Genomic DNA, 18,219 nt, shown 5'->3' with positions numbered 1-18,219 from the left:
GCCCCGGCGGATCCGCGCTCCGCGGTACGCCGGGGCCCACCCGGGTACCCAGCTCCCATGGCCGACATCGAACTCATCAGTAGCGCGTTCAACGACCACGCCGTGCTGGACCGCCGGTACGCCTTCGAGGGCGAGAACCTTTCCCCACCCCTGGCCTGGAGCGGTGTTCCGGACGGGGCGACCGAGCTGGTGCTGCTGTGCGAGGACCCCGATGCGCCCTCGGGGACCTTCGTGCACTGGGCGGTGGTCGGTATCGATCCTCGCAGCGGGGGCACGGAAGCGGGGAAGAGTCCGCCGGGCGGCACGGAACTCGTCAACGGCTTCGGCGAGCTGGGCTGGGGCGGGCCGCACCCGCCGCCCGGGGACGACGCGCACCGGTACTTCTTCCGCATCTACGCGCTCGCGGAACCGTGTGTCCTTCCGGACTCGCCCAGCGCCGAACAGGTGCACCAGGCCGTGGAGAAGCACCAGTTGGCCAGTGGCACCCTGGTGGCGCTCTACCGGCGCTGACCAGTACGGGTAGGTGCCGTCTCCTGGGGTCTGCGGGCGGAGCGGACGCGCTCGTCGCACCACTGCCGGGCCGTCTCGGCGACCTGTTCCAGCGCGCCGGGTTCCTCGAACAGATGAGCGGCGCCCGGGATGACGTGGAGGGCGTGCGGGGCCGACAGCCGGCGGGCCGCTTCCTCGTTCAGTTCCAGGACCTGCTGGTCCTGGCCGCCGACGATCAGCAGGACCGGTGATGTGACCTGTTCCAGGGCATCGCCCGCGAGATCGGGCCGCCCGCCGCGCGACACCACGGTGAGCACGCGCTCGGGGCGCTCGGCCGCGGCCACCAGGGCAGCGGCGGCGCCCGTGCTGGCGCCGAACAGGACGACCGGCAGGCCACGGGCGTCGGGCTGGGTGTCCAGCCAGTCGATCGCCCCCACGAGCCGTCGGGCGAGGAACGGGATGTCGAAGCGGTGCTCGGCGGTGACCGCGTCGTGCCGCTCCTCCCGTTCGCTGAGCAGGTCCATCAGCAGCGTGCCGAACCCGGCGGTGCGCAGTTCCGCCGCGACCATCCGGTTGCGTGAGCTGTGTCGGCAGCTGCCGCTGCCGTGTGCGAAGAGCACCACGGCCCGTGCCGGTGCCGGTACGACGAGGTCACCGGAGAGCGTGGCATCGCTGGTGTGCACCAGAACCATGTCGGAGATCATCGGCCTCAACCTTCCACGCCTGCCGATCATGCGGGTCCTGACGACCCGGGTGTCCCCCACCGCGTACCCACCGATCGGCTGCGGATCCATGGATGCCGGGGTCGCCGGCGATCGGGTGGCGGCACCTTCAAGGGGCCCGCTGCCGTACCCAGGGCGAAGCCGTTTGGGTGTCGTACGGCAGGAAACCCCGGACAGGGCACCGGTCGGATGACGCCGTCGGTCCGGCTCAGTCGTACGCGGAGAGCAGGTGAGCGGTCATGCGCTTCCAGGACCGTCGCCACGCGGGCCGGGAGCTGGCCGCCCGGCTGGTGGAGTGGTCGGCCGACAGTGGTCTCGTCGATCCTCTCGTCCTCGCGCTGCCCCGGGGCGGTGTCCCGGTGGCCGCGGAGGTCGCCCGGGCGCTCGGGGCACCGCTCGATGTGCTCGTGGCCCGGAAGATCGGCATCCCCGGCCGCCGGGAGACCGGCATTGGTGCGCTCGTGGCCGATGATCCGCCGCTGTTCGACGCCCGGGCACTGGAAATGCTCGGTCTGAGCCAGGAACGGCTCGCCCCCGACGTGGCGCGCGAGCGGGCGGAGCTGCACCGTCGCGAGACGCGCTACCGCGGTGAGCGGCCCCGGCCCCGGATCGAGGGCCGGACCGTGATCCTCGTCGACGACGGCCTCGCCACCGGTGTCACGGCGCGTGCCGCCCTGCGCCATCTGCGGAGCCGGAAGCCGGCCCGGCTGGTCCTCGCGGTCCCCGTCTGCGCGCCCGAGGCGGCGGCGGAGCTGCGCGCGGACGCCGATGGCCTGCTCTGTCTCCATCAGCCGTCGGGCTTCCGGGCGGTCGGCCTGTGGTACGACGACTTCGACCAGGTCGGTGATGACGAGGTGGTCGCGGTGCTGCACCGGCACGGCGCCGCAGCGGGCACGGGCTGAGGGCGCCCCGCACCGGGCCAGACGTCGGGCCGGTCAGCGGCGGGAAGTGGGGCGGGTGGGGGTGGCTATGCGCACCCGCTGCTCCTCGGGGGCGTTCTCGAGGTCGTCGAGCTGCGCGACGATCGTGCTGCGCAGGTCGTCGTAGTCCGCGAAGGAGTAGTCCTGGAAGAGCGTGTAGCCGGTCCACATCAGGTTGGCGCACACGCGGGCGGGGACCCGGCCGGTCTGGGCGCCCATGCCGACCAGGGCGACCGAGGCGATGCTGCCCGGCGCCTCGGCGTTCTGCCGGTGGATCGCCTGGAACGCGGCGGCGCAGGCCAAAGCCACGTTCAGAGTCTCGCTGACGTTCTGTGACGACTGTTCCATGGTCGGCGTCGAGATCAGGAACCTCGGGTTGACCGCGCCGGACGGGACGCACACGGCGCTGCCCACCGGGAGGCTGCCGGCGAAGCGGTCGCGGATCGCCCGCTGCACGCGCAGCTGGATACCCGCTCCGAGGTGCCGCTTGATGGCCGCGTCGACGCCGCCGTCCATCCGGCCCCGGGAGTTGGTCGGAGTGACCCAGGCGTCGGCCTTCTCGGTGAGGATCGAGCCCTTGCGGATCTCGATCTCGGGCATGTCGGCGAACGCCGCCCGCCAGGCCTCCACCACACGGGTGTTGATGTCGGTCAGTACCACCCTCAGCGGTGACTGCGCGCGGTTCTCGGTCATGATGCACTCCCCTCGGGACACGGCTCGTCCACTGATCACGACGCTACCGTGCCCCACTGACAACGCCCCTGCGAGCAGGATCGCGTGACGCACAGTCACGGTTGCGCGCTCGGCGCCCCGTGCTAGCCTGCCGCCAGATTTCCGCCGACCGAGCCCGTGGCTTTGGCGCCGAGGACGTGTGCGTCACCGGTCCGCCAGGACGGCGCTCGGCTTCCTCCGCCCTCATCTCCCGAGCACCGGCGCGGAGATCGAAGCAGACCGGGCGGGACCGCCCTCGTTCCCGTCGCCTCCCTGTCCGTACGGTTCGACACTTCGGAGCCTTTTTCGCGATGAGCGCTGCCAACACGCCCGCCCAGCCCGACCCGAACGACCCGCTGGCCCTCACCGAGCTGTTCCAGGGCGGCGGTGAACCGTGGCTTCCGCTGCTCAGGCCGGTCATCGAGGCGCAGCCGGACGCGGCCTCGTTCATCGGTCCCAACCGGGGGCAGGATGTCGTTCCCGTTCGCGAACTGACCTTCCAGGCGCTCAAGCCCAACCCGCCGCACAAGTGGAAGGTCGTCGTCTTCGGCCAGAACCCCTACCCGCGGCCGGAGAGCGCCACCGGCATCGCCATGTTCGACAACACCTTCCACGACTGGAAGGACAGCCAGTTCGGCAGGGTGGTCAGCATCCGCTGCATCATCAAGGCGGCGGCGATGTGGAAGTACGGCATACCCAAGAAGACCCCGATCGCGGACATCCGTGCGCTGTTGAAGAAGCAGGACACCGTGCAGCCGCCGGAGTGGTTCCAGGCGATGCTCACCCAGGGCGTGCTGCTGCTGAACGCGGCGCTGACCGCCAGCAGCGACGGGCCGCGGGGCGCCGACCCGCACACCGCTTTCTGGCGACCGGTCGCGGAGCGGATCGTCGAGGAGATCCTCAAGGCCAAGCAGGACGCCGACCCCGAGGACCGGGGTGTGGTGTTCGCCTGGTGGGGGGCGCACGCCCGCAGCCTGAAGAAGGTCGTCCTCCAGCTACAGAAGAAGTATCCCGAGGTCGAGGTACGGCACATCGACCACTGCAACCCGGCGGCGCAGGGTGACATCTTCTGCGACGGCGAACACTTCGCCATGGTGAACGACGCCCTCGCCTCGCTGGGCGCCGAGGGGATCGACTGGCTGCCGAGCAAGGGGTGGGACGCGGCCGCGGCGGAGGCCGACGGGACGGACGGCGGGGTCGCGGAGCGCATGGGCGCGTTCATCGCGTCCACCATGGAGCTGCACCAGCTGTATCTGGAGCGGCTCGCCGGCGTCAAGGACGAGGGGCTCGCCCTCCCCGAGATCACCGGCGTGTTCGACACCCCGCTCATGGAGTTCCCGGACGCGGTCGCGCCGGTGGCCGCGCTGCTGCCGGGTCTCGACCGGCACATCGGGCTGTCGCACGAGTTCGGCAAGCGGCGCTCGGACGACCCGGCCGGCAAGGGGCTGTCCGCCGACGCGATCGCCGCCCTGTACCTCTACACCTGCGAGTCCGCGTTCTACCGCGAGATCAACGCGATCCTGCGTGCCCCGGACCGCAGCAGGGTCGTACCGTATCTGGCCTATCTGCGGCTGCTGTTCGCGGCGGTGTCGGAACTGCCCGCCCGTACCGAGCCGTTGTGGCGCGGTGTGGCGTTGGACCTGCGGGGACAGTACCCGCTCGGCCGGACGGTGACCTGGTGGGGTGTGTCCTCCTGCACCTCCCAGCTCCAGGTGGCGCGGTCGTTCCTGGGGAGCCGGGGCAAGCGGACGCTCTTCGAGGTGGTCCCGTCCCGGGCGGTGGGAATCCGCGACTTCTCCGCGTTCACGGGTGAGGAGGAGTTCCTGCTGCTGCCGGGTACGCAGCTGAAGGTGACGGATGTGAAGGCGGAGCGCGGCGGGCTGTGCACCGTACGGCTGACGGAACTGGACGAGGCGCCCCTCGTCTCCTGAGCGACCGGTCGCGGCGGGCGGGGAGCGGTCGCGCTCACCGCCGCCGGGCCGGCAGGGCGTCCGAGAGGCGGACGAAGGTGTGGCCGCGGGACAGCAGGTGCGGCACCGCGGTCGCGATGCCCTGGGCGGTACCGCCTTCGGGGTGGTTCATGTGACACAGCACGATCGAACCGGCCGGCGCGGCGGCGACCGTGGAGTGCACCTGCTCGGCGGTGAAGGTGGCGCCGCCGTCGCCGTTGACGGAGAAGCTGGCGAAACGTTCACCCAGATCGCCGACGACCCGTGCGGCGACGTCGTCGCAGTAGGCGGTGCCCGACCGGAAGAAGCGTGGAGGCCTGCCCAGCAGCCGGGTGAGCTTGGCCCGGTTGCCGGCGATCTCGTCGTACACCTCGCCGACGTTTGCGGTCCCGGGGATGCCGTAGGCGGAACGGCCGGAGACGGACAGCGGGCGGTGCCGCGTTCCGTGGTTGGCGATCTCGAACTGCGGCTCGGCCGCCAGCCGGTGGAAGACGGCCGGGTTCTCGTCGATCCAGCGGGAGTTGAGGAACAGGGTCGCCGGGATGCGCCGCTCGCGCAGGAAGTCGATCAGATCCTGGTCGTAGTCGCCGCCGCCCGGGCCACCACAGGCGTCGAAGGTCAGCGCGATCTCGCGGCGCGCGCCCGGCAGGGAGTGCACCACTCCGGGAGCGTCGAAGCCCCAGGAGTGCGGTGTGCGGTGCCGGTACCGGGCCACGATCTCCGCACGGCTGACGGCGGGAAGGGCGGCGGGGGCCGGTGCCGAGGGAGCGGCGGCCGGGGCGTGCGGGGCAGGGGTGCCGGACGTGGACGACGCGGCGGAGGGAGCGGCGGCCCCGTCGCCGTGCGACCCCGACGGTCCCGCACAGCCGGCGAGCACGCTGCCCGTCATCGCAGCCAGCACTGCGCGGCGACTGGTCGTCATCCGCTCCTCCACACCTGATCGCAGCCGTTCAGGGGCGCCTGACCGCCCCTCAGGGCAACCGTACGCACCGGACCGAGCGCAACCGTGCAGGCAGCGGTAAGAGATCTTCCAGAATCCCCTGCGCGGCCCAGCCCGCCGCTGCGAGGCCGAAAGCCGTGGCGCGCACTGCCGCCGGAGCGGCGGCGGGCCTATGGTGAGCCGTCCTGTGTGTCTGCGGGGAGGGGAACTGATGGTGCCCGGAACCAGCGTCCTGCGGTACGCCGCCGTGTGCGCGGCAGCCCTTCTGGCCTGTGCCGGACCCGCCCTGGCGGCGACCTCCGGCGGTGCTCCGGCCGACCCCGACCCGGACGCCGTACGCCTCGACGCGTACTGGACCCCCGACCGCATGGCCGCCGCCCTGCCCGCCGACATGCTGAAAGGCACCGACACGGAGGTCTCCGCCGCCGCGCCCGCCGTGGACGGGCCCCAGCCGGGCGAATACATCCCGCCGAGCCGCAGTTTCGAGGGGATCCCGCAGGCCGGCACCTTCTTCTGGACGGACGCCACCGGGACCGGCCGCACGTGCAGCGGCTCCGTCGTCCGCAGCCCCGGCCACGACCTGGTCCTCAGCGCGGGGCACTGCCTGAAGGGCTACTCCGGTACGGCCCCGCGCCGCCGCCTCGCCTTCGTCCCGCAGTACCACGAGGGCCTCAAGCCCTTCGGCATCTTCCCGGTGCGCACCGGCGGTGTCTATGTCCCGCAGGAGTACTACGACCTCGGCGAGCACGCGGGCGCCGCGTACGACATGGCCTTCGCGGTCACCGAGCCCAACCAGGACGGAACCCTGGTGCAGGACGCGGTCGGTGGCGTGCAGTTGCTCACCGGGACGGGCTACCGCCACGTGCCGGTGCGGATGATCGGCTATCCGGCGGGCGCGGAGAGGCCGCTGGAGTGCTGGAGCCGGACCACCAGGTGGGTCAGTGACGACCCGGCCGAGCCGGGAGTGTTCCCGCGCATCGCCTGCGACGGGTTCGTCGGCGGGACCAGCGGCGGCCCGATGCTCGTGCCGTGGCCCGGCGGCTGGGCGGTGATCGGGGCGATCAGCGGACTGCACACCGGCGGCGACACGCCCCAGGTCTCCTACAGTGCCTACTTCGGCGAGGCCGCGCGCTCCCTCTACCGCGCCGCGGCCACCGGCGCCCCGCCGGCGGGGGCCGGTGCGAGGCCGTGACCGGTGACGACGGGTCGCGCGGCGGATCACCGGCGGGGGCCCGTGTGACGAGGGCGCGGGCCCTGGCCCGGGGCCGGGATAGGAGGCGGGCGGCGTCGGCCGTACCGCCGCCGCCCTCCAGATGCGCAGTCCGGGTGCGCCGGGTCAGTCGAGTGCCAGGACGTCCGCCGTGCGCTCGGCCATGCGCTGCTCGCCGAGGGCGTTGGGGTGGACGGGGACGATGTTCTGCCCGAAGAGGAGCGGTTCGATCCACCGGGTGCCGACGGGCTGGCACGCGTCGTGGCCCGCGGAGGCCTGGGAGAAGTCCACGAAGGTGGCGCCGGTCTCCTGTGCGGCGCGCTGGACGACGGCGTTGAGGTGGGCCTGGAGGGCGTGCAGGTACGGCACGTCCCCGGAGGCGACCGGCAGTTTCGCGAAGCAGGACGGGTCGGCGGTGGCCGGCGTGATCCACGGGTAGCCGAGGATCGCCACCCGGGCGTCCGGCGCCTTGGCCTGGACGGTGCGCAGGGCGTTCTTGAGCGCGGGGTAGGTCTTGGCGTCGATGGCGTCGTCGAAGGAGGAGCCGTAGGTGTCCTTGCAGGGGCTGCCGGTGCCGCCGCTGAGGACGCCCAGGCTGCCGCAGGCCAGGATGGCGCCGATGAAGGTGTTGTTGTCGTTCCCGCCGATGGTCATGGTCACCAGGTCGGTGTCCGCGGTGACGGCGTCGGCCTGCGGGGCGACCCCGGGGTACTGCGAGGCGGTGAAGTCCTTGGTCTGGGCAGCGCCGCAGGTGACGTCGGTGAGGTGGGCGCCGGTGCGGGCGGCGATGACGTGCGGGTAGTTCGCCGTGGAACGCAGACAGACCAGATGGCCGAGGTCGACGGGCAGGACGCCGGAGGCGGCGCTGTAACTGTCGCCGAGTGCCACGTAGTTCAGGGGCTCCGTGGCGTGGGCGGGGCCGGCGGTGAGGCTGAGGGCGAGGGCTCCGGCGACGGCGGAGGTCGCGGCGAGGACACGGCGCAGTGCGGGCATGGGCATGTGCTCTCTCTTCTCGGGACGGGGAGTCACCGGGGCGTGCGGGCATGGCGGTGCCCGCAGGCGCACTGGTTCGCGAGAATGCGGCGGCTCGAGCAGGTGGGGGTGCCGGCTGCCGTGGCGTGGGTGGGGACGCACGCCGGACGACGGCCGGGACGGACGGGGCGCGGGATTACCGCTGGGTTCTACCGATAGGTAATGTGCGGCCACCGGGTGGCCCAGTCAACCTTGTTGACCGAACTTCTTACAGCCTTCACCCATCTCGGCGGCCCTCGTCGACGGCCTGGGACGCGGGTTGCCGCCCTGGCCGGTTTCCGCCGGGCGGGCTCCGCGGTCCGGCGAATGGCCGACTGTGGTGGGGGCATCGGGGCCGGGGAACTGATAGCTCCTTGGGGGACAGCCGATGCCGAGGGGAAGGAACGCCATGGCCGCCACCATGGACGGAACCGGGGCCACCGCCGGGCCGCCGAGTCTCCAACTGCCCGGGATCGTATTGGGGGTGGGGCTGGGCGGGTTTCTCGACGGCATCCTGCTGCACCAGCTCCTCCAGTGGCATCACATGCTCAGCAGCACCAACCACGACCGGATCGGCGTGCGCTACTACGACCCGCACACCGTGTCGGGGCTGGAGATGAACACGCTGTGGGACGGCATCTTCCATGTGGTGTGCTGGCTGGCGGTGCTGACCGGCCTGGGGGTGCTGTACGCGCGCGTGACGACGGGCCGGCGCCAGGTGTGGGGCTCGCGGGTGCTGTGGGGGTGGATCCTGGCCGGCTGGGGTCTGTTCAACCTCGTCGAGGGCCTGCTGGACCACCAGATCCTGGGCATCCACCATGTCCACGGCGGTCCGCACCAGCTCTGGTGGGACCTCGGCTTCCTCGCCCTCGGCGCGTTGCTGGTCGCCGGCGGTCTGCTCCTGCGGCGCGGCGCGCGGCCCTTCGAGCCGCAGCCCGCCGGTTCCGGGCGGGCGGGGCGGGCGGCCTGATGCACCACGACGGCCCGCACCCCGGGCACATGGACGGCTCCGGTCCGCTGGAGTTCCTGCTGCCGTCGCTCGCCCTGCTGGTGTGCGCGGGCGGCTATCTGCGCCTGGCATCCCGGGCGCGGCGCCGCAACCCCGGGCGCGGGTGGCATCCCTGGCGCACCGTCAGTTTCCTTACCGGCCTTGCTCTGCTGGCCCTGGCGCTGCTGCCACCCCTCGCCGGAGTGGCCCACCGCGACTTCCGCGGTCACATGGCCCAGCACCTGCTGATCGGCATGTACGCCCCGCTCGCCCTGGTGCTGGGCGCCCCGGTGACCCTTCTGCTGCGCGCCCTGCCCGCGTCCCGCGCACGGGTGCTCACCGGGGCGCTGCACAGCCGTCCGGCGCGGCTGCTCGCCCATCCGGCCGTCGCCCTGCCGCTGTCCACGGGCAGCCTCGCGGTCCTGTACTGCACACCGCTGTACAACACGGCGATGGCCCATCCGGCCGGTCACTGGCTGCTGCACGCGCACTTCCTGCTCTCCGGCTGCCTGTTCGCCCATGTCATCGCGGGCCCGGACCCCGCTCCGGCCCGTCCCGGGGTGCGGGCCAGGCTGGTCTGCCTGGGCTGCGCCATCGCCGTGCACGCGGTCGTGGCGCAGCTGATGTACGGCGGGTTCTGGGTCGACATCCGGGCCCCCATCCCCGAGGTACAGGGCGGCGCGGAGATCATGTACTACGGCGGTGACATCGCCGAACTCCTGCTGGCGGCGGCGCTCGTGGCCACGTGGCGGCCGGAACGCGGCGTACGCCGAGTGGCTGCGCGGGCGTAGCGCGCCGACGGTCGCGACAAGGCCCGCCTCTCCGCCGCTGACAGGCCCGCCTCCGTCGTCAACAGACCCGCTCCAAGTGATTGACGCGGACATGGTCGCGTCTTACGGTCTGACCGGTTATCCGAACCTTGTTCGATATATCGTCACCTGGAGTGCGTATGGCCCACCGTCCCCTCCCCTCGCGCCGCTCCTTCCTCGGCCTGGCCGCCGCGACCCCGCTCGCCATGAGCGGCGCGCTGAGCCTGGGTGCCGGAACCGCGCACGCCGCCGGATCCGCCTACGCGATGGCGTACTTCACCGAGTCGCCGAACGGCACCGGCACGGACTACGGGCTGCATCTGGCCGTCAGCACCGACGCCCTGAACTGGATGCCGCTGAACCAGAACAAGCCGCTCGTCACCCCCACCGAGGGGGCGCTCGGTCTGCGCGATCCGTTCATCCTGCGCAAGCAGGACGGCACCTTCGTCGTCCTCGCCACCGACCTCAAGGGCACCGACTGGAGCTATGTCAGCCAGTACATGCACGTGTGGAACTCGACCGACCTGCGCACCTTCACCGGCTACCACCGGCTGAAGGTGCACGACATGAACACCCACGCCTGGGCCCCGGAAGCGTTCTGGGACGCGAGCCGGGGCCGGTACGCGCTCATCTACTCCGCGGTGAACAGCAGCGGCCACAACGTGATCATGGTGAACTACACCACCGACTTCGTCACCGTCTCGGCCCCTCAGGTCTTCTTCGACCCCGGTTACGACGTGATCGACGGTGACATGGCCGTCGGGGTGAACGGCGTCAACTACCTGTACTTCAAGAAGAACCAGACGCTGGTCGGAGCCCGCTCCACGAGCCTCGACCCGGGCAGCTTCACCGAGTTCAGCACGGGCGTCGCGCACGGCGGCACCGAGGCGCCCACCTTGGTCAGGTCCCAGGCGGCGGCCGGCACTTGGTTCCTTTGGGGGGACACCTACACGCCCAACGGGGTGTTCTACGCCTGGCAGAGCAGCGACCTGTCCTCGGGCACCTGGACCCCGCTCGACCAGAAGACCTACACCCAGCCGGTGAACTCCAAGCACTGCGGCATCACACCGATCAGCACCGGCGAGTACGACAACCTCGTGGCCGCGTGGGGCTCCCCCGCCTGGAACCGGCTCAAGTCCTACAACCATCCGTCCCGCTACGTCCGCCACGCCGACTACACCGGCCGCATCGACGAGTACCCCTTCGACCCGTACACCGACTCCCTGTGGAAGCTCGTGCCGGGCCTCGCCGACAGCTCGGGGGTCTCCTTCCAGTCGGTCAACTTCCCGACCCGCTATCTGCGCCACTACGACTACCAGCTCCGGCTGGACGTCAACGACGGCACGTCCACGTTCGCGGCGGACGCCACCTTCCACCGCGAAGCGGGCCTCGCGGACGCGACCTGGTCGTCGTTCCGGTCGCACAACTTCCCCACCCGCTACATCCGCCACTCGGACTACGTGCTGCGGATCGACCCGGTCGCCACGGCCACCGACCGGCAGGACGCGACGTTCCGGGTCGGCTACTGATCATCGGGGGCCCCGGCTAGGGCCTCCGCGTCTCGTCGGGCGGGGGCTCCGGGGGCGGGCCGAAGCGGACCTGGATCTTCTCGAAGCCCTTGAAGGCCTCGGTGGTCGCGTACGACCGGTAGGCGCGACGGTCGGCCGGGCTGAGCCGCACCCGGTCGGTGAACGGGGTCAGCAGACTGCGCGGCCACAGCCGCAGCACCCGCACCGCACCCACCTCCACCGTGATCAGGAAGATCAGCGCCCCCAGGTACAGCCACGCGAGCAGGCCGAGGACGATGCCGAACATGCCGTACGTCGCCGTGGCTCCCTTGAGGACATGGCTGACGTAGTAGGAACCGCCCCACTGGAGCACCTGCCAGGCGCAGGCGCCGCCGCAGGACGCCCAGGCCAGCCGGCGCAGGGGCAGCTCGCGCTCGGTCAGGACCCGTTGGCTGAGCAGAAGCAGCCCGGTGTTCAGCACCACCGCCGCGACGACGGCGCCGAACCTGGCGCCGATCGCCGGGCGGGTGCCGAACACCGTCGCCGTCGACACCGCCCAGGACAGCAGCGTGGTCACGCACAGCCCGAGCCCGAGGATCACCAGGAACAGCAGCCCCCGCAGCCGCGAGCGGAACGGGTCGGGGCGGGCGTGCCGGGGCACGGCCCAGATCTTGTTCAGCGCGTACTGCGCGGCCTGGGCCACGCCCAGCGCGCCGTAGACACTGCCCACCACGCCGACGGCCAGGGCGACGCCGTTGCCGTGCAGGGAGTGCACGTTCCGCCCTAGCTGATCGCCGATGACGGGGAACTCGGCCAGCGCGGAGTCGAACACATGGCGGCGCAGTTCGGGGTCGCCGCTGAGCAGGGTGCCGAGCACGGAGACCAGGATCAGCAGCAGCGGGAAGAGGGAGACGAAGGCGTAGTAGGCGAGCAGGGCGGCGAGGTAGGTGCCCTGGTCGTCGTAGAACTTGTAGACCACGGCCAGCGGGAAGCCCACCCAGCGGTGGCGGCGCTGGTACGCGTCCGTGCGCCCGACGAACCCCATGGCATACGAGTGCCCCGCTCCGGCCCCCGCATGAGCCGGCCCGCAGCCCCGGCGCGCCTCGGCCGCGCTCCTCAGGCGTTCCCGGCGTGCCTCACCGCTGCGGCGACGCGCTCGACGAGTTCGGGGAGTGCGGCGCGGACGGGCTCGCTCAGGCCCTGGCCAGCACGGTGTCGGCCACCTCCATGGCGTGGACGAGGAGCCTGGGCGGCAGCCGGTCGAGGGCCTCGGCGAGGGCGAGCGTCTCCCCGAGGCCCAGGGCGTGCGTGCTGGCCGTACCGCCGGTGCGGGCCGCGGCCTCGGCGGCCGACAGGGTGTGCAGCCGGCCCGGTGCGGCGGGCCGGGTGCGCAGCGCCTCCACCAGGACCACCAGGCCGGCGTCCCGCCACAGGTCCAGCAGCCGGGCCGGTTCGCCGTCGCTGACGACGAGGACGGTGCCGTGCGGTACCCGGTCGCGCAGCGCCTCCACCACCGCCGGGCCCACCCCGTCGTCCCGGCGCAGGGGGTTGCCGACTCCGATCACCACGGTCGGCGCGGCCGAGCCGGTCATGCGCGCTCCACCGAGAGCCGGAGGAAGTGGGCGGAGCAGGAGATGCAGGGGTCGTGGTTGCGGACGGCCCGCTCGCACAGGACCGTGAGCTCCTCGTCCCCGGCGTCGGCCGCGCGGTCGAGACGCCGCTGTACGGCCCGGCGTACGTCGTCCTCGATGGCCGTCTGGTTCTGGGCGGTGGGCGCGAGATGCGGGCCCGGGTGAGGGTCCCGTCGGCGGTGAGGGCATAGCGGTGGTAGAGCAGTCCCCGGGGTGCCTCGGTGGCGCCCGTGCCGGTCGCCGCGCGGGGTGGTACGTCGAGCGCCGGGCGGGGCGGGGGTTCGTACGCCTCGATGATCCGAAGCGCCTCCTCCACGGCCTGGACGACCTCCACCGCACGCACGGCGATGCTGCGGAAGGGGTTGCGGCACACCGCGCCGGCCGCCGGATCGCCGAGGCCGGCCTCCCGGGCGGCGTCGGCCGCCACCGGATGCAGCCGGCGCCCGCTGACCGCGTAGCGGGCGAGCGGGCCGGTGAGGTAGCGGCGGCCGTCGGGGGCGGCGGTGCGGGCGGTGGAGTGGGGGACCTGGTCTTCGCGCGCGTGCTGTTCGAAGGCGGACACCGGGAACTCCCGGACGGACACCGCCGGCCCGGGCCCGCCCTCCTGTGCCGCCGCGATGACGGCCGGGGTTCCCGAGTCGACGGCGTAGCGGCCGGGGTCGCGCAGGGCGAGCAGGTCGTGGTCGCAGTCGGCGTCGGGGAAGTCGAAGCCGGCGACCCAGCGGACGGTCTCCACCGCGTCCTCACGGGCCTGGCGGAGACGTTCGGCGAGCGGGTGGAGCTCCCCGGGCGCCGGCACCCGGTGGAAGCCGCCGACGCGGATGTTGACCGGGTGGACGGGGCGCCCGCCGAGCTGTTCGACGATCGCGTTGCCCGTCTGCTTCAGCCGCAGCCCGCGCTCCACGGCGGAGCGCTGAAGGCGGGCGAGGCCCACGGCGTCGGGCTGGCCGAGGAAGCCGGGTGCGTGCAGAAGGTGGATGTGCAGGGTGTGGCTCTCGATCCACTCACCGCAGTAGAGCAGGCGGCGCAGCTGGGCGAGCGGGCCGTCGACGGTGATGCCGCAGGCGTTCTCGATCGCCTGGCAGGCCGTCATCTGGTAGGCGACCGGGCAGATGCCGCAGATGCGGGCGGTGATGTCCGGTGGCTCGGTGTGCCCCCGGCCGGCCAGCAGGGCCTCGAAGAACCGTGGGGGTTCGTAGATGCGCAGCTGGGCCTCGGCGACCCGGCCCTCGTGCAGGCGCAGCCGGAGCGCGGCCTCGCCCTCCACCCGGGCCAGTGCGTCCAGCCGCAGGACGCGTTCTCCGCTCTGGCTCATCCGGGCTTTCCGTCAGGCGTCGTGCTGGGCGTCCGTCCCGGCCTCGGGGGTGTCCGGGCCTTCGGCCAGGAGATCGGGCACAGAGGCATACTCCGGTGCGGCAGCGTTGAAGGTGCGGAAGACGCGCACGACGTCCCGCTCACTCATCCCGTCGCGGCGCAGTTGGTCTCCTCCAGGCGCTCGGCCCGGCGGACGCGGTCGTCTCGACGTCCCGGGAGCACGGCCACGCCCTGACCCGCGAGGTGGCCGCCGAGTGATGACGGAGATGTACGGCAAGGCGACCGGGCGCAGCCGGGGGCGCGGCGGTTCCATGCACCCGTTCGACGCCGGGCGCCGGTTCTACGGCGGCAACGCCATCGTCGCCGGCGGGCTCGGGGCAATCGGTCCCGTTCGTGGCACCGCCTCCGTCAGGGGACGGCGGTGCCGAGCGGCTCGTGCGGCCGCGGAACAGTGGCGAGGCCCCCCGCCCGGACGGCATCCACCACCGCCTGGTGCAGTTCCCGGCTCTGCACCTCGGTACGGCACGGCACCGGGCTCCCGGTGAGCGTGAACCAGTCGGAGGTTCCGGTGTACTGCACCGCGATGTCGGCCTGTCGGCCGTCCCAGGTGGTGTGGACGGTCAGATCGCCGGTCACGATCCCCGCCTCGTCGGTACGTGCGCCGCCCCGGCCGGTGAAGACGCCGGGGGTCGTCCAGGATGCCCAGGCCATGACCTCGCCCTTTCTCGCTGAGCGGATTTCGGAGGGGAGCGGATATCGGGTAGGAGGGGCAAGCAGTGCGCGGGATCCCGGCAACGGTCAGGGGATGTCGATTCCGTGCTCGCGCGTCACCCCGCGGGGTGGCAGCCCGGGCAGGAACGCCCGCGCCGGCTGACCCGGGAGGGGCCTGGGGCGGCGGGGCAGGCCCGCTGCAAAGGCCACGTAGTCCCCGGCCGTGAGCAGGCCGACCAGGAGGCCGTGCGGGTCGGTGACCGGCAGGGCGTCGAGCTGCTCCTGCTTCATCACGGCCGCCGCGTGCCGGGTCGAGTCGTCCGGGTGGACCGTACAGGTGCGGCGGGCGTGGACCAGCTCCCGCACCCTGCGCCGGGACACTTCCGTCGCGGCGCCCGCGCAGGCGAGGGCGAGTTCGGCACGGTCCACCAGCCCGGCGCAACAGCCGTCCGGGCGGACCACGGGCAGGTGGCGCTGCCGGGAGCGTTCCATGACCTCCCACGCCAGCAGCAGGCTCTCGTCCTCGCCGACCGAGTACGGTGCCGCGTCCATCAGAGTGCGTACGGCGGGCAGCTCCGGCGCGCTGCCGCGCGGCACAGGGCGCTCGTCCAGGTTCCGCAGCGCGGTGCGCTCGTCCATGGCTGCCTCCTCGTCGTACGGGCGGCAAGGCCGGGTCGCCCACGCCGACGCGTGCCCCGGGTCTCGCACGTGCTTTCACGGTCGCCGTACGGTGCCTGCCTGTCACGGGGCCTGATGGCCTCGGAAGCTGCCGTTGGCCCCCCGTCCGCGGTCCGCCCGGCCCAGGGCCGGCACCAGCCGTGCGGGCGGGGCGGCGGACCGGGGCGGGGTGGTCGGCGTGGTCGGCGTGGTCGGCGTGCAGCGCAGGAGGGTGCTCGTGTGGCCCCCGTATCGGGGCCGAACGGCCATGGTGGGGCACGGCGTTCCGTGGTGTGCCGGTGGTGGCGGGAAGGACGGCATCGCCACCCGCTGGACCCGTGGGGCCCGTCGGGGCCGAACAGCCCACGACGGGTGGCCCCTCCGGCCTCTGCTCGCCCTGCGCCCGCCGCCGCACGCTGAGGGGTGCCGTGCTCCGCGAACGCGGGAAGGTGAGGCGAGGTTCATGGAGGAGACGCTGCCGCTCGGCCGGATCGCCGGTGTCCGGGTCGGCCTGCACTGGAGTGTCCTGGTCATCGTCGCCCTGGTGACGGTCGCGCTGGCGCGCGGCCGGCTGCCCGCCGCCCACCCGGGCCACTCCCCCGCCGCGTACTGGGGGCTCGCCGTGCTGACCGCCGTCGTCTTCCTCGGGTCGCTGCTGGCGCACGAGCTGGCGCACGCCGTGGTCGCCCGGCGCAACGGTGTCGAGGTCGAGGGCATCACGCTGTGGATGCTCGGCGGTGCCGCCCGGCTGCGCGGCGAGGCCCCGTCGCCGGCCGCGGAGCTGCGGATCGCCGGGGTGGGTCCGCTCACCAGCCTGGTCGCCGGTGGTGTGCTGGCCGGGGTGGCCGTGGGCCTCGACGCGCTGCACGTCTCCGGGCTGCTGGTGGAGGCGGTCGCCTGGCTGGCGGCGATCAATGTGCTGCTGGCCGTCTTCAACGCGCTGCCCGCCGCTCCGCTCGACGGCGGGCGGCTGCTGCGGGCCTATCTGTGGCACCGCACCGGTGACCGGCTGCGGGCCAGCCGGGGCGCGTCGGCGGCGGGCCGCGCGCTGGGCTGGTTCATGGTGCTGACCGGCTTCGCGGACGTGCTGTTCGCGGGCGACCTGTCCGGTCTGTGGGCGGCGCTGATCGGCTGGTTCCTCGTCGCGGCGGCCACCGCCGAGCCCCGTCAGGCGGAGATGCGGGGCGCCCTGGAGGGGGTTCCGGTGAGCCGGGTCATGACCCCGGCGCCGGTGACCGTCCCGCTGACGACGACGCTGGCGGGCTTCCTGGCCGAGGGCCCGTTCGGCGCGTACCGGCACTCGGCGTTCCCGGTGCTCGCCTCCGACGGCTCCGTCGCCGGTCTGCTCACCGTCCGGCGGGCGCAGGCGGCAGCGCCGCAGGAGCGTGCGTACACGACGGTCGGTGCGGTGATGCATCCGCTGGGCGAGGTGGTGACGGCCGCGCCGGACGAGCCGGTGCTCGACCTGCTGCCCCGCCTGGAGTCGAGCCCGGGCCGCCGGGCCCTGGTCCTCGACGGCGGCCGCCTCGTCGGCATCCTCACGGTCGCCGACGTCACCCGCGCCCTGGCCTGGCCGGGCAGGCCAGGGACCCCGGGCCGCAACCCTTCCGGCTCCTCGCACACGACGACCTGACGCAGTTGCTTCCCCGGAGAACGCGTCTCCGGGGAAGCAGTCGGCCTGGCTGCGCCGGGTGGTGTGTCACTCGTGCGGGATCACGGCCACCGGGGCGATGACATGGTGCAGTGCCGCGTGGGCCACGTGGCCGATGTGGGCGCCGAGCGGGGTGGTGCGCACGCGCCTGCCGACGACGACCAGCGAAGCGTCGCGGGACGCCTCCACCAGTACCTGCGCGGCACTGCCGCACCGGCTCGCCTCCAGCACTTCGACGTCCGGGAACTTCTGCCGCCAGGGGCGCAGCACCTCGTTCAGGGCCGTGGCCTGGCCGCGCTCGAGTTCGTCGTACAGTTCGGCGTCGCCGTAGAAGCGGTAGAAGGACGTGGGCGGATCGTCCCAGCCGTGCACGGCCCGCAGCGCGGTGCCGCGGCGTTCGGCGGCGTCAAAGGCGAACTCGATCAGGGTCTCGTGCGGGGTGGAGATGTCGAGGCCGAGGACGACGGGCCGGTAGGGGGTGGCCGCGGACGGCACGCCGGCCGGGTCCGTCCTGTGCTCGTCGGCGGCCTGTTCGCCGGCCCGGACCAGCACCACCGGGCGCTCCGCGTGGGCGAGGACCGACATGCTGACCGAGCCGACCATGAACCCGCCGATCCCGCCGAGACCGCGCGAGCCCATGGCGAGCAGCTCGGACGCGGCGGCCGCCTCGGCGAGGGCCGCGGCCGGGTTCCCGGTGAGCTGGTCGGTGAGCACCTCGACGCCGGGGTGGCGCAGCCGGATGCCTTCCGCGGAGTCGCGCGGGATGCTCTCGCTCCAGTGCTGGTGGGTCTCGCTGCCGAGCAGCGGCGCCTGGGCCAGACGCTCGGGGACGGGCTCCGACACGTGAACGATCTTCAGCGGCAGGTCGCGCAGTTCGGCTTCGCGGGCCGCCCATTCCGCGGCGGCGCGGCTCTCGGGAGAGCCGTCGAGGCCGACGGTGACGGTTCGGGGCATGGTCCACCTCCCGGGGCGTGGGATCCCGGAGCATGGGATCCGAC

The 18,219-nt window shown here is 72.9% G+C and carries 18 protein-coding genes and 1 pseudogene; 8 read left to right on the top strand and 11 right to left on the bottom strand.

Translation table 11 applies throughout. The features are described 5' to 3' along the window. Window positions 1-57: 57 nt before the first annotated feature. The gene (locus tag ACZ5CZ_RS18655) at window positions 58-510 is read left to right on the top strand and encodes a YbhB/YbcL family Raf kinase inhibitor-like protein (RefSeq protein ID WP_468943996.1); all 453 of its coding nucleotides are present in this window, start codon (window positions 58-60) and stop codon (window positions 508-510) included. On the opposite strand, the gene ACZ5CZ_RS18650 is transcribed toward ACZ5CZ_RS18655, so the two are convergent. Continuing rightward, window positions 498-1,193 carry a dienelactone hydrolase family protein gene (locus tag ACZ5CZ_RS18650; RefSeq protein WP_468943994.1) on the bottom strand — a complete coding sequence of 232 codons (696 nt, stop codon included), beginning with the start codon at window positions 1,191-1,193 and terminating at the stop codon, window positions 498-500. The two genes, ACZ5CZ_RS18655 and ACZ5CZ_RS18650, sit on opposite strands and share 13 nt — an antisense overlap. A gap of 257 nt (window positions 1,194-1,450) precedes the next feature. Between ACZ5CZ_RS18650 and ACZ5CZ_RS18645 the strand changes: the two genes are divergently transcribed. Continuing rightward, window positions 1,451-2,113 carry a phosphoribosyltransferase gene (locus tag ACZ5CZ_RS18645; RefSeq protein WP_468943991.1) on the top strand — a complete coding sequence of 221 codons (663 nt, stop codon included), beginning with the start codon at window positions 1,451-1,453 and terminating at the stop codon, window positions 2,111-2,113. Between the two features lie 33 nt (window positions 2,114-2,146). Here the strand turns inward: ACZ5CZ_RS18645 and ACZ5CZ_RS18640 are convergent, their stop codons facing one another. Beyond that, window positions 2,147-2,824, bottom strand: a complete 678-nt coding sequence (locus ACZ5CZ_RS18640; RefSeq protein ID WP_385846424.1) for a macro domain-containing protein — start codon at window positions 2,822-2,824, stop codon at window positions 2,147-2,149. A 329-nt stretch (window positions 2,825-3,153) separates the two neighbouring features. On the opposite strand from ACZ5CZ_RS18640, the gene ACZ5CZ_RS18635 reads away from it, so the two are divergent. Then, window positions 3,154-4,773 (top strand): ADP-ribosyltransferase domain-containing protein, encoded by a 1,620-nt coding sequence (locus ACZ5CZ_RS18635; protein ID WP_385846423.1) that lies wholly within the window; start codon window positions 3,154-3,156, stop codon window positions 4,771-4,773. A 34-nt stretch (window positions 4,774-4,807) separates the two neighbouring features. Here the strand turns inward: ACZ5CZ_RS18635 and ACZ5CZ_RS18630 are convergent, their stop codons facing one another. Further along, the gene (locus ACZ5CZ_RS18630) at window positions 4,808-5,713 is read right to left on the bottom strand and encodes a polysaccharide deacetylase family protein (protein ID WP_468943987.1); all 906 of its coding nucleotides are present in this window, start codon (window positions 5,711-5,713) and stop codon (window positions 4,808-4,810) included. Between the two features lie 229 nt (window positions 5,714-5,942). Here ACZ5CZ_RS18630 and ACZ5CZ_RS18625 point away from each other — a divergent pair, with 229 nt between their 5' ends. Then, complete coding sequence (locus ACZ5CZ_RS18625) at window positions 5,943-6,923, top strand: trypsin-like serine peptidase (RefSeq protein ID WP_468943985.1); 981 nt, start codon at window positions 5,943-5,945, stop codon at window positions 6,921-6,923. Window positions 6,924-7,067: 144 nt separating this feature from the next. Here ACZ5CZ_RS18625 and ACZ5CZ_RS18620 read toward each other — a convergent pair whose 3' ends face one another. Beyond that, window positions 7,068-7,940 carry an SGNH/GDSL hydrolase family protein gene (locus tag ACZ5CZ_RS18620; RefSeq protein ID WP_468943982.1) on the bottom strand — a complete coding sequence of 291 codons (873 nt, stop codon included), beginning with the start codon at window positions 7,938-7,940 and terminating at the stop codon, window positions 7,068-7,070. Window positions 7,941-8,361: 421 nt separating this feature from the next. Between ACZ5CZ_RS18620 and ACZ5CZ_RS18615 the strand changes: the two genes are divergently transcribed. From ACZ5CZ_RS18615 to ACZ5CZ_RS18605, 3 genes are all read left to right on the top strand, one after another. Further along, entirely contained in the window at window positions 8,362-8,922 is a 561-nt protein-coding gene (locus ACZ5CZ_RS18615; protein ID WP_468943979.1) for a DUF2243 domain-containing protein, read from the top strand. Further along, the gene (locus ACZ5CZ_RS18610) at window positions 8,922-9,731 is read left to right on the top strand and encodes a cytochrome c oxidase assembly protein (protein WP_468943977.1); all 810 of its coding nucleotides are present in this window, start codon (window positions 8,922-8,924) and stop codon (window positions 9,729-9,731) included. The genes ACZ5CZ_RS18615 and ACZ5CZ_RS18610 overlap by 1 nt, the downstream gene beginning before the upstream one ends. Before the next feature lie 158 nt (window positions 9,732-9,889). Next, window positions 9,890-11,278, top strand: coding sequence for a glycoside hydrolase family 43 protein (locus ACZ5CZ_RS18605; protein WP_468943974.1), 1,389 nt, complete (start codon window positions 9,890-9,892; stop codon window positions 11,276-11,278). Window positions 11,279-11,294: 16 nt separating this feature from the next. Here ACZ5CZ_RS18605 and ACZ5CZ_RS18600 read toward each other — a convergent pair whose 3' ends face one another. The 6 genes and pseudogenes from ACZ5CZ_RS18600 to ACZ5CZ_RS18575 all read right to left on the bottom strand — a co-directional run bounded on the left by ACZ5CZ_RS18600 (window position 11,295) and on the right by ACZ5CZ_RS18575 (window position 15,552). Beyond that, window positions 11,295-12,302: a YihY/virulence factor BrkB family protein gene (locus ACZ5CZ_RS18600; RefSeq protein WP_468943971.1), complete on the bottom strand. Its 1,008-nt coding sequence runs from the start codon at window positions 12,300-12,302 to the stop codon at window positions 11,295-11,297. Window positions 12,303-12,450: 148 nt separating this feature from the next. After that, window positions 12,451-12,849: a hydrogenase maturation protease gene (locus ACZ5CZ_RS18595; RefSeq protein WP_468943968.1), complete on the bottom strand. Its 399-nt coding sequence runs from the start codon at window positions 12,847-12,849 to the stop codon at window positions 12,451-12,453. Further along, window positions 12,846-14,203 (bottom strand): annotated as a pseudogene (locus ACZ5CZ_RS18590) (Ni/Fe hydrogenase subunit alpha). Before ACZ5CZ_RS18590 ends, ACZ5CZ_RS18595 begins: the two are co-directional and overlap by 4 nt. 12 nt (window positions 14,204-14,215) lie before the next feature. After that, window positions 14,216-14,350, bottom strand: coding sequence for a hypothetical protein (locus tag ACZ5CZ_RS18585; RefSeq protein WP_385846410.1), 135 nt, complete (start codon window positions 14,348-14,350; stop codon window positions 14,216-14,218). Between the two features lie 260 nt (window positions 14,351-14,610). Then, window positions 14,611-14,913 (bottom strand): hypothetical protein, encoded by a 303-nt coding sequence (locus ACZ5CZ_RS18580; protein ID WP_385846408.1) that lies wholly within the window; start codon window positions 14,911-14,913, stop codon window positions 14,611-14,613. Window positions 14,914-15,000: 87 nt separating this feature from the next. Continuing rightward, on the bottom strand, window positions 15,001-15,552 hold the full coding sequence (locus ACZ5CZ_RS18575; RefSeq protein WP_468943964.1) for a CBS domain-containing protein: 552 nt from the start codon (window positions 15,550-15,552) through the stop codon (window positions 15,001-15,003). A gap of 481 nt (window positions 15,553-16,033) precedes the next feature. Here ACZ5CZ_RS18575 and ACZ5CZ_RS18570 point away from each other — a divergent pair, with 481 nt between their 5' ends. Further along, on the top strand, window positions 16,034-17,203 hold the full coding sequence (locus tag ACZ5CZ_RS18570; RefSeq protein ID WP_468943962.1) for a site-2 protease family protein: 1,170 nt from the start codon (window positions 16,034-16,036) through the stop codon (window positions 17,201-17,203). Window positions 17,204-17,269: 66 nt separating this feature from the next. Here the strand turns inward: ACZ5CZ_RS18570 and ACZ5CZ_RS18565 are convergent, their stop codons facing one another. After that, the gene (locus tag ACZ5CZ_RS18565) at window positions 17,270-18,175 is read right to left on the bottom strand and encodes a universal stress protein (RefSeq protein ID WP_385846404.1); all 906 of its coding nucleotides are present in this window, start codon (window positions 18,173-18,175) and stop codon (window positions 17,270-17,272) included. Window positions 18,176-18,219 lie beyond the last annotated feature (44 nt).

The organism is Streptomyces sp. NPDC031418, from assembly GCF_055581605.1.
Note: the sequence above shows the minus strand (reverse complement) of the source record. Positions and strands in the feature narration are given on the sequence as shown.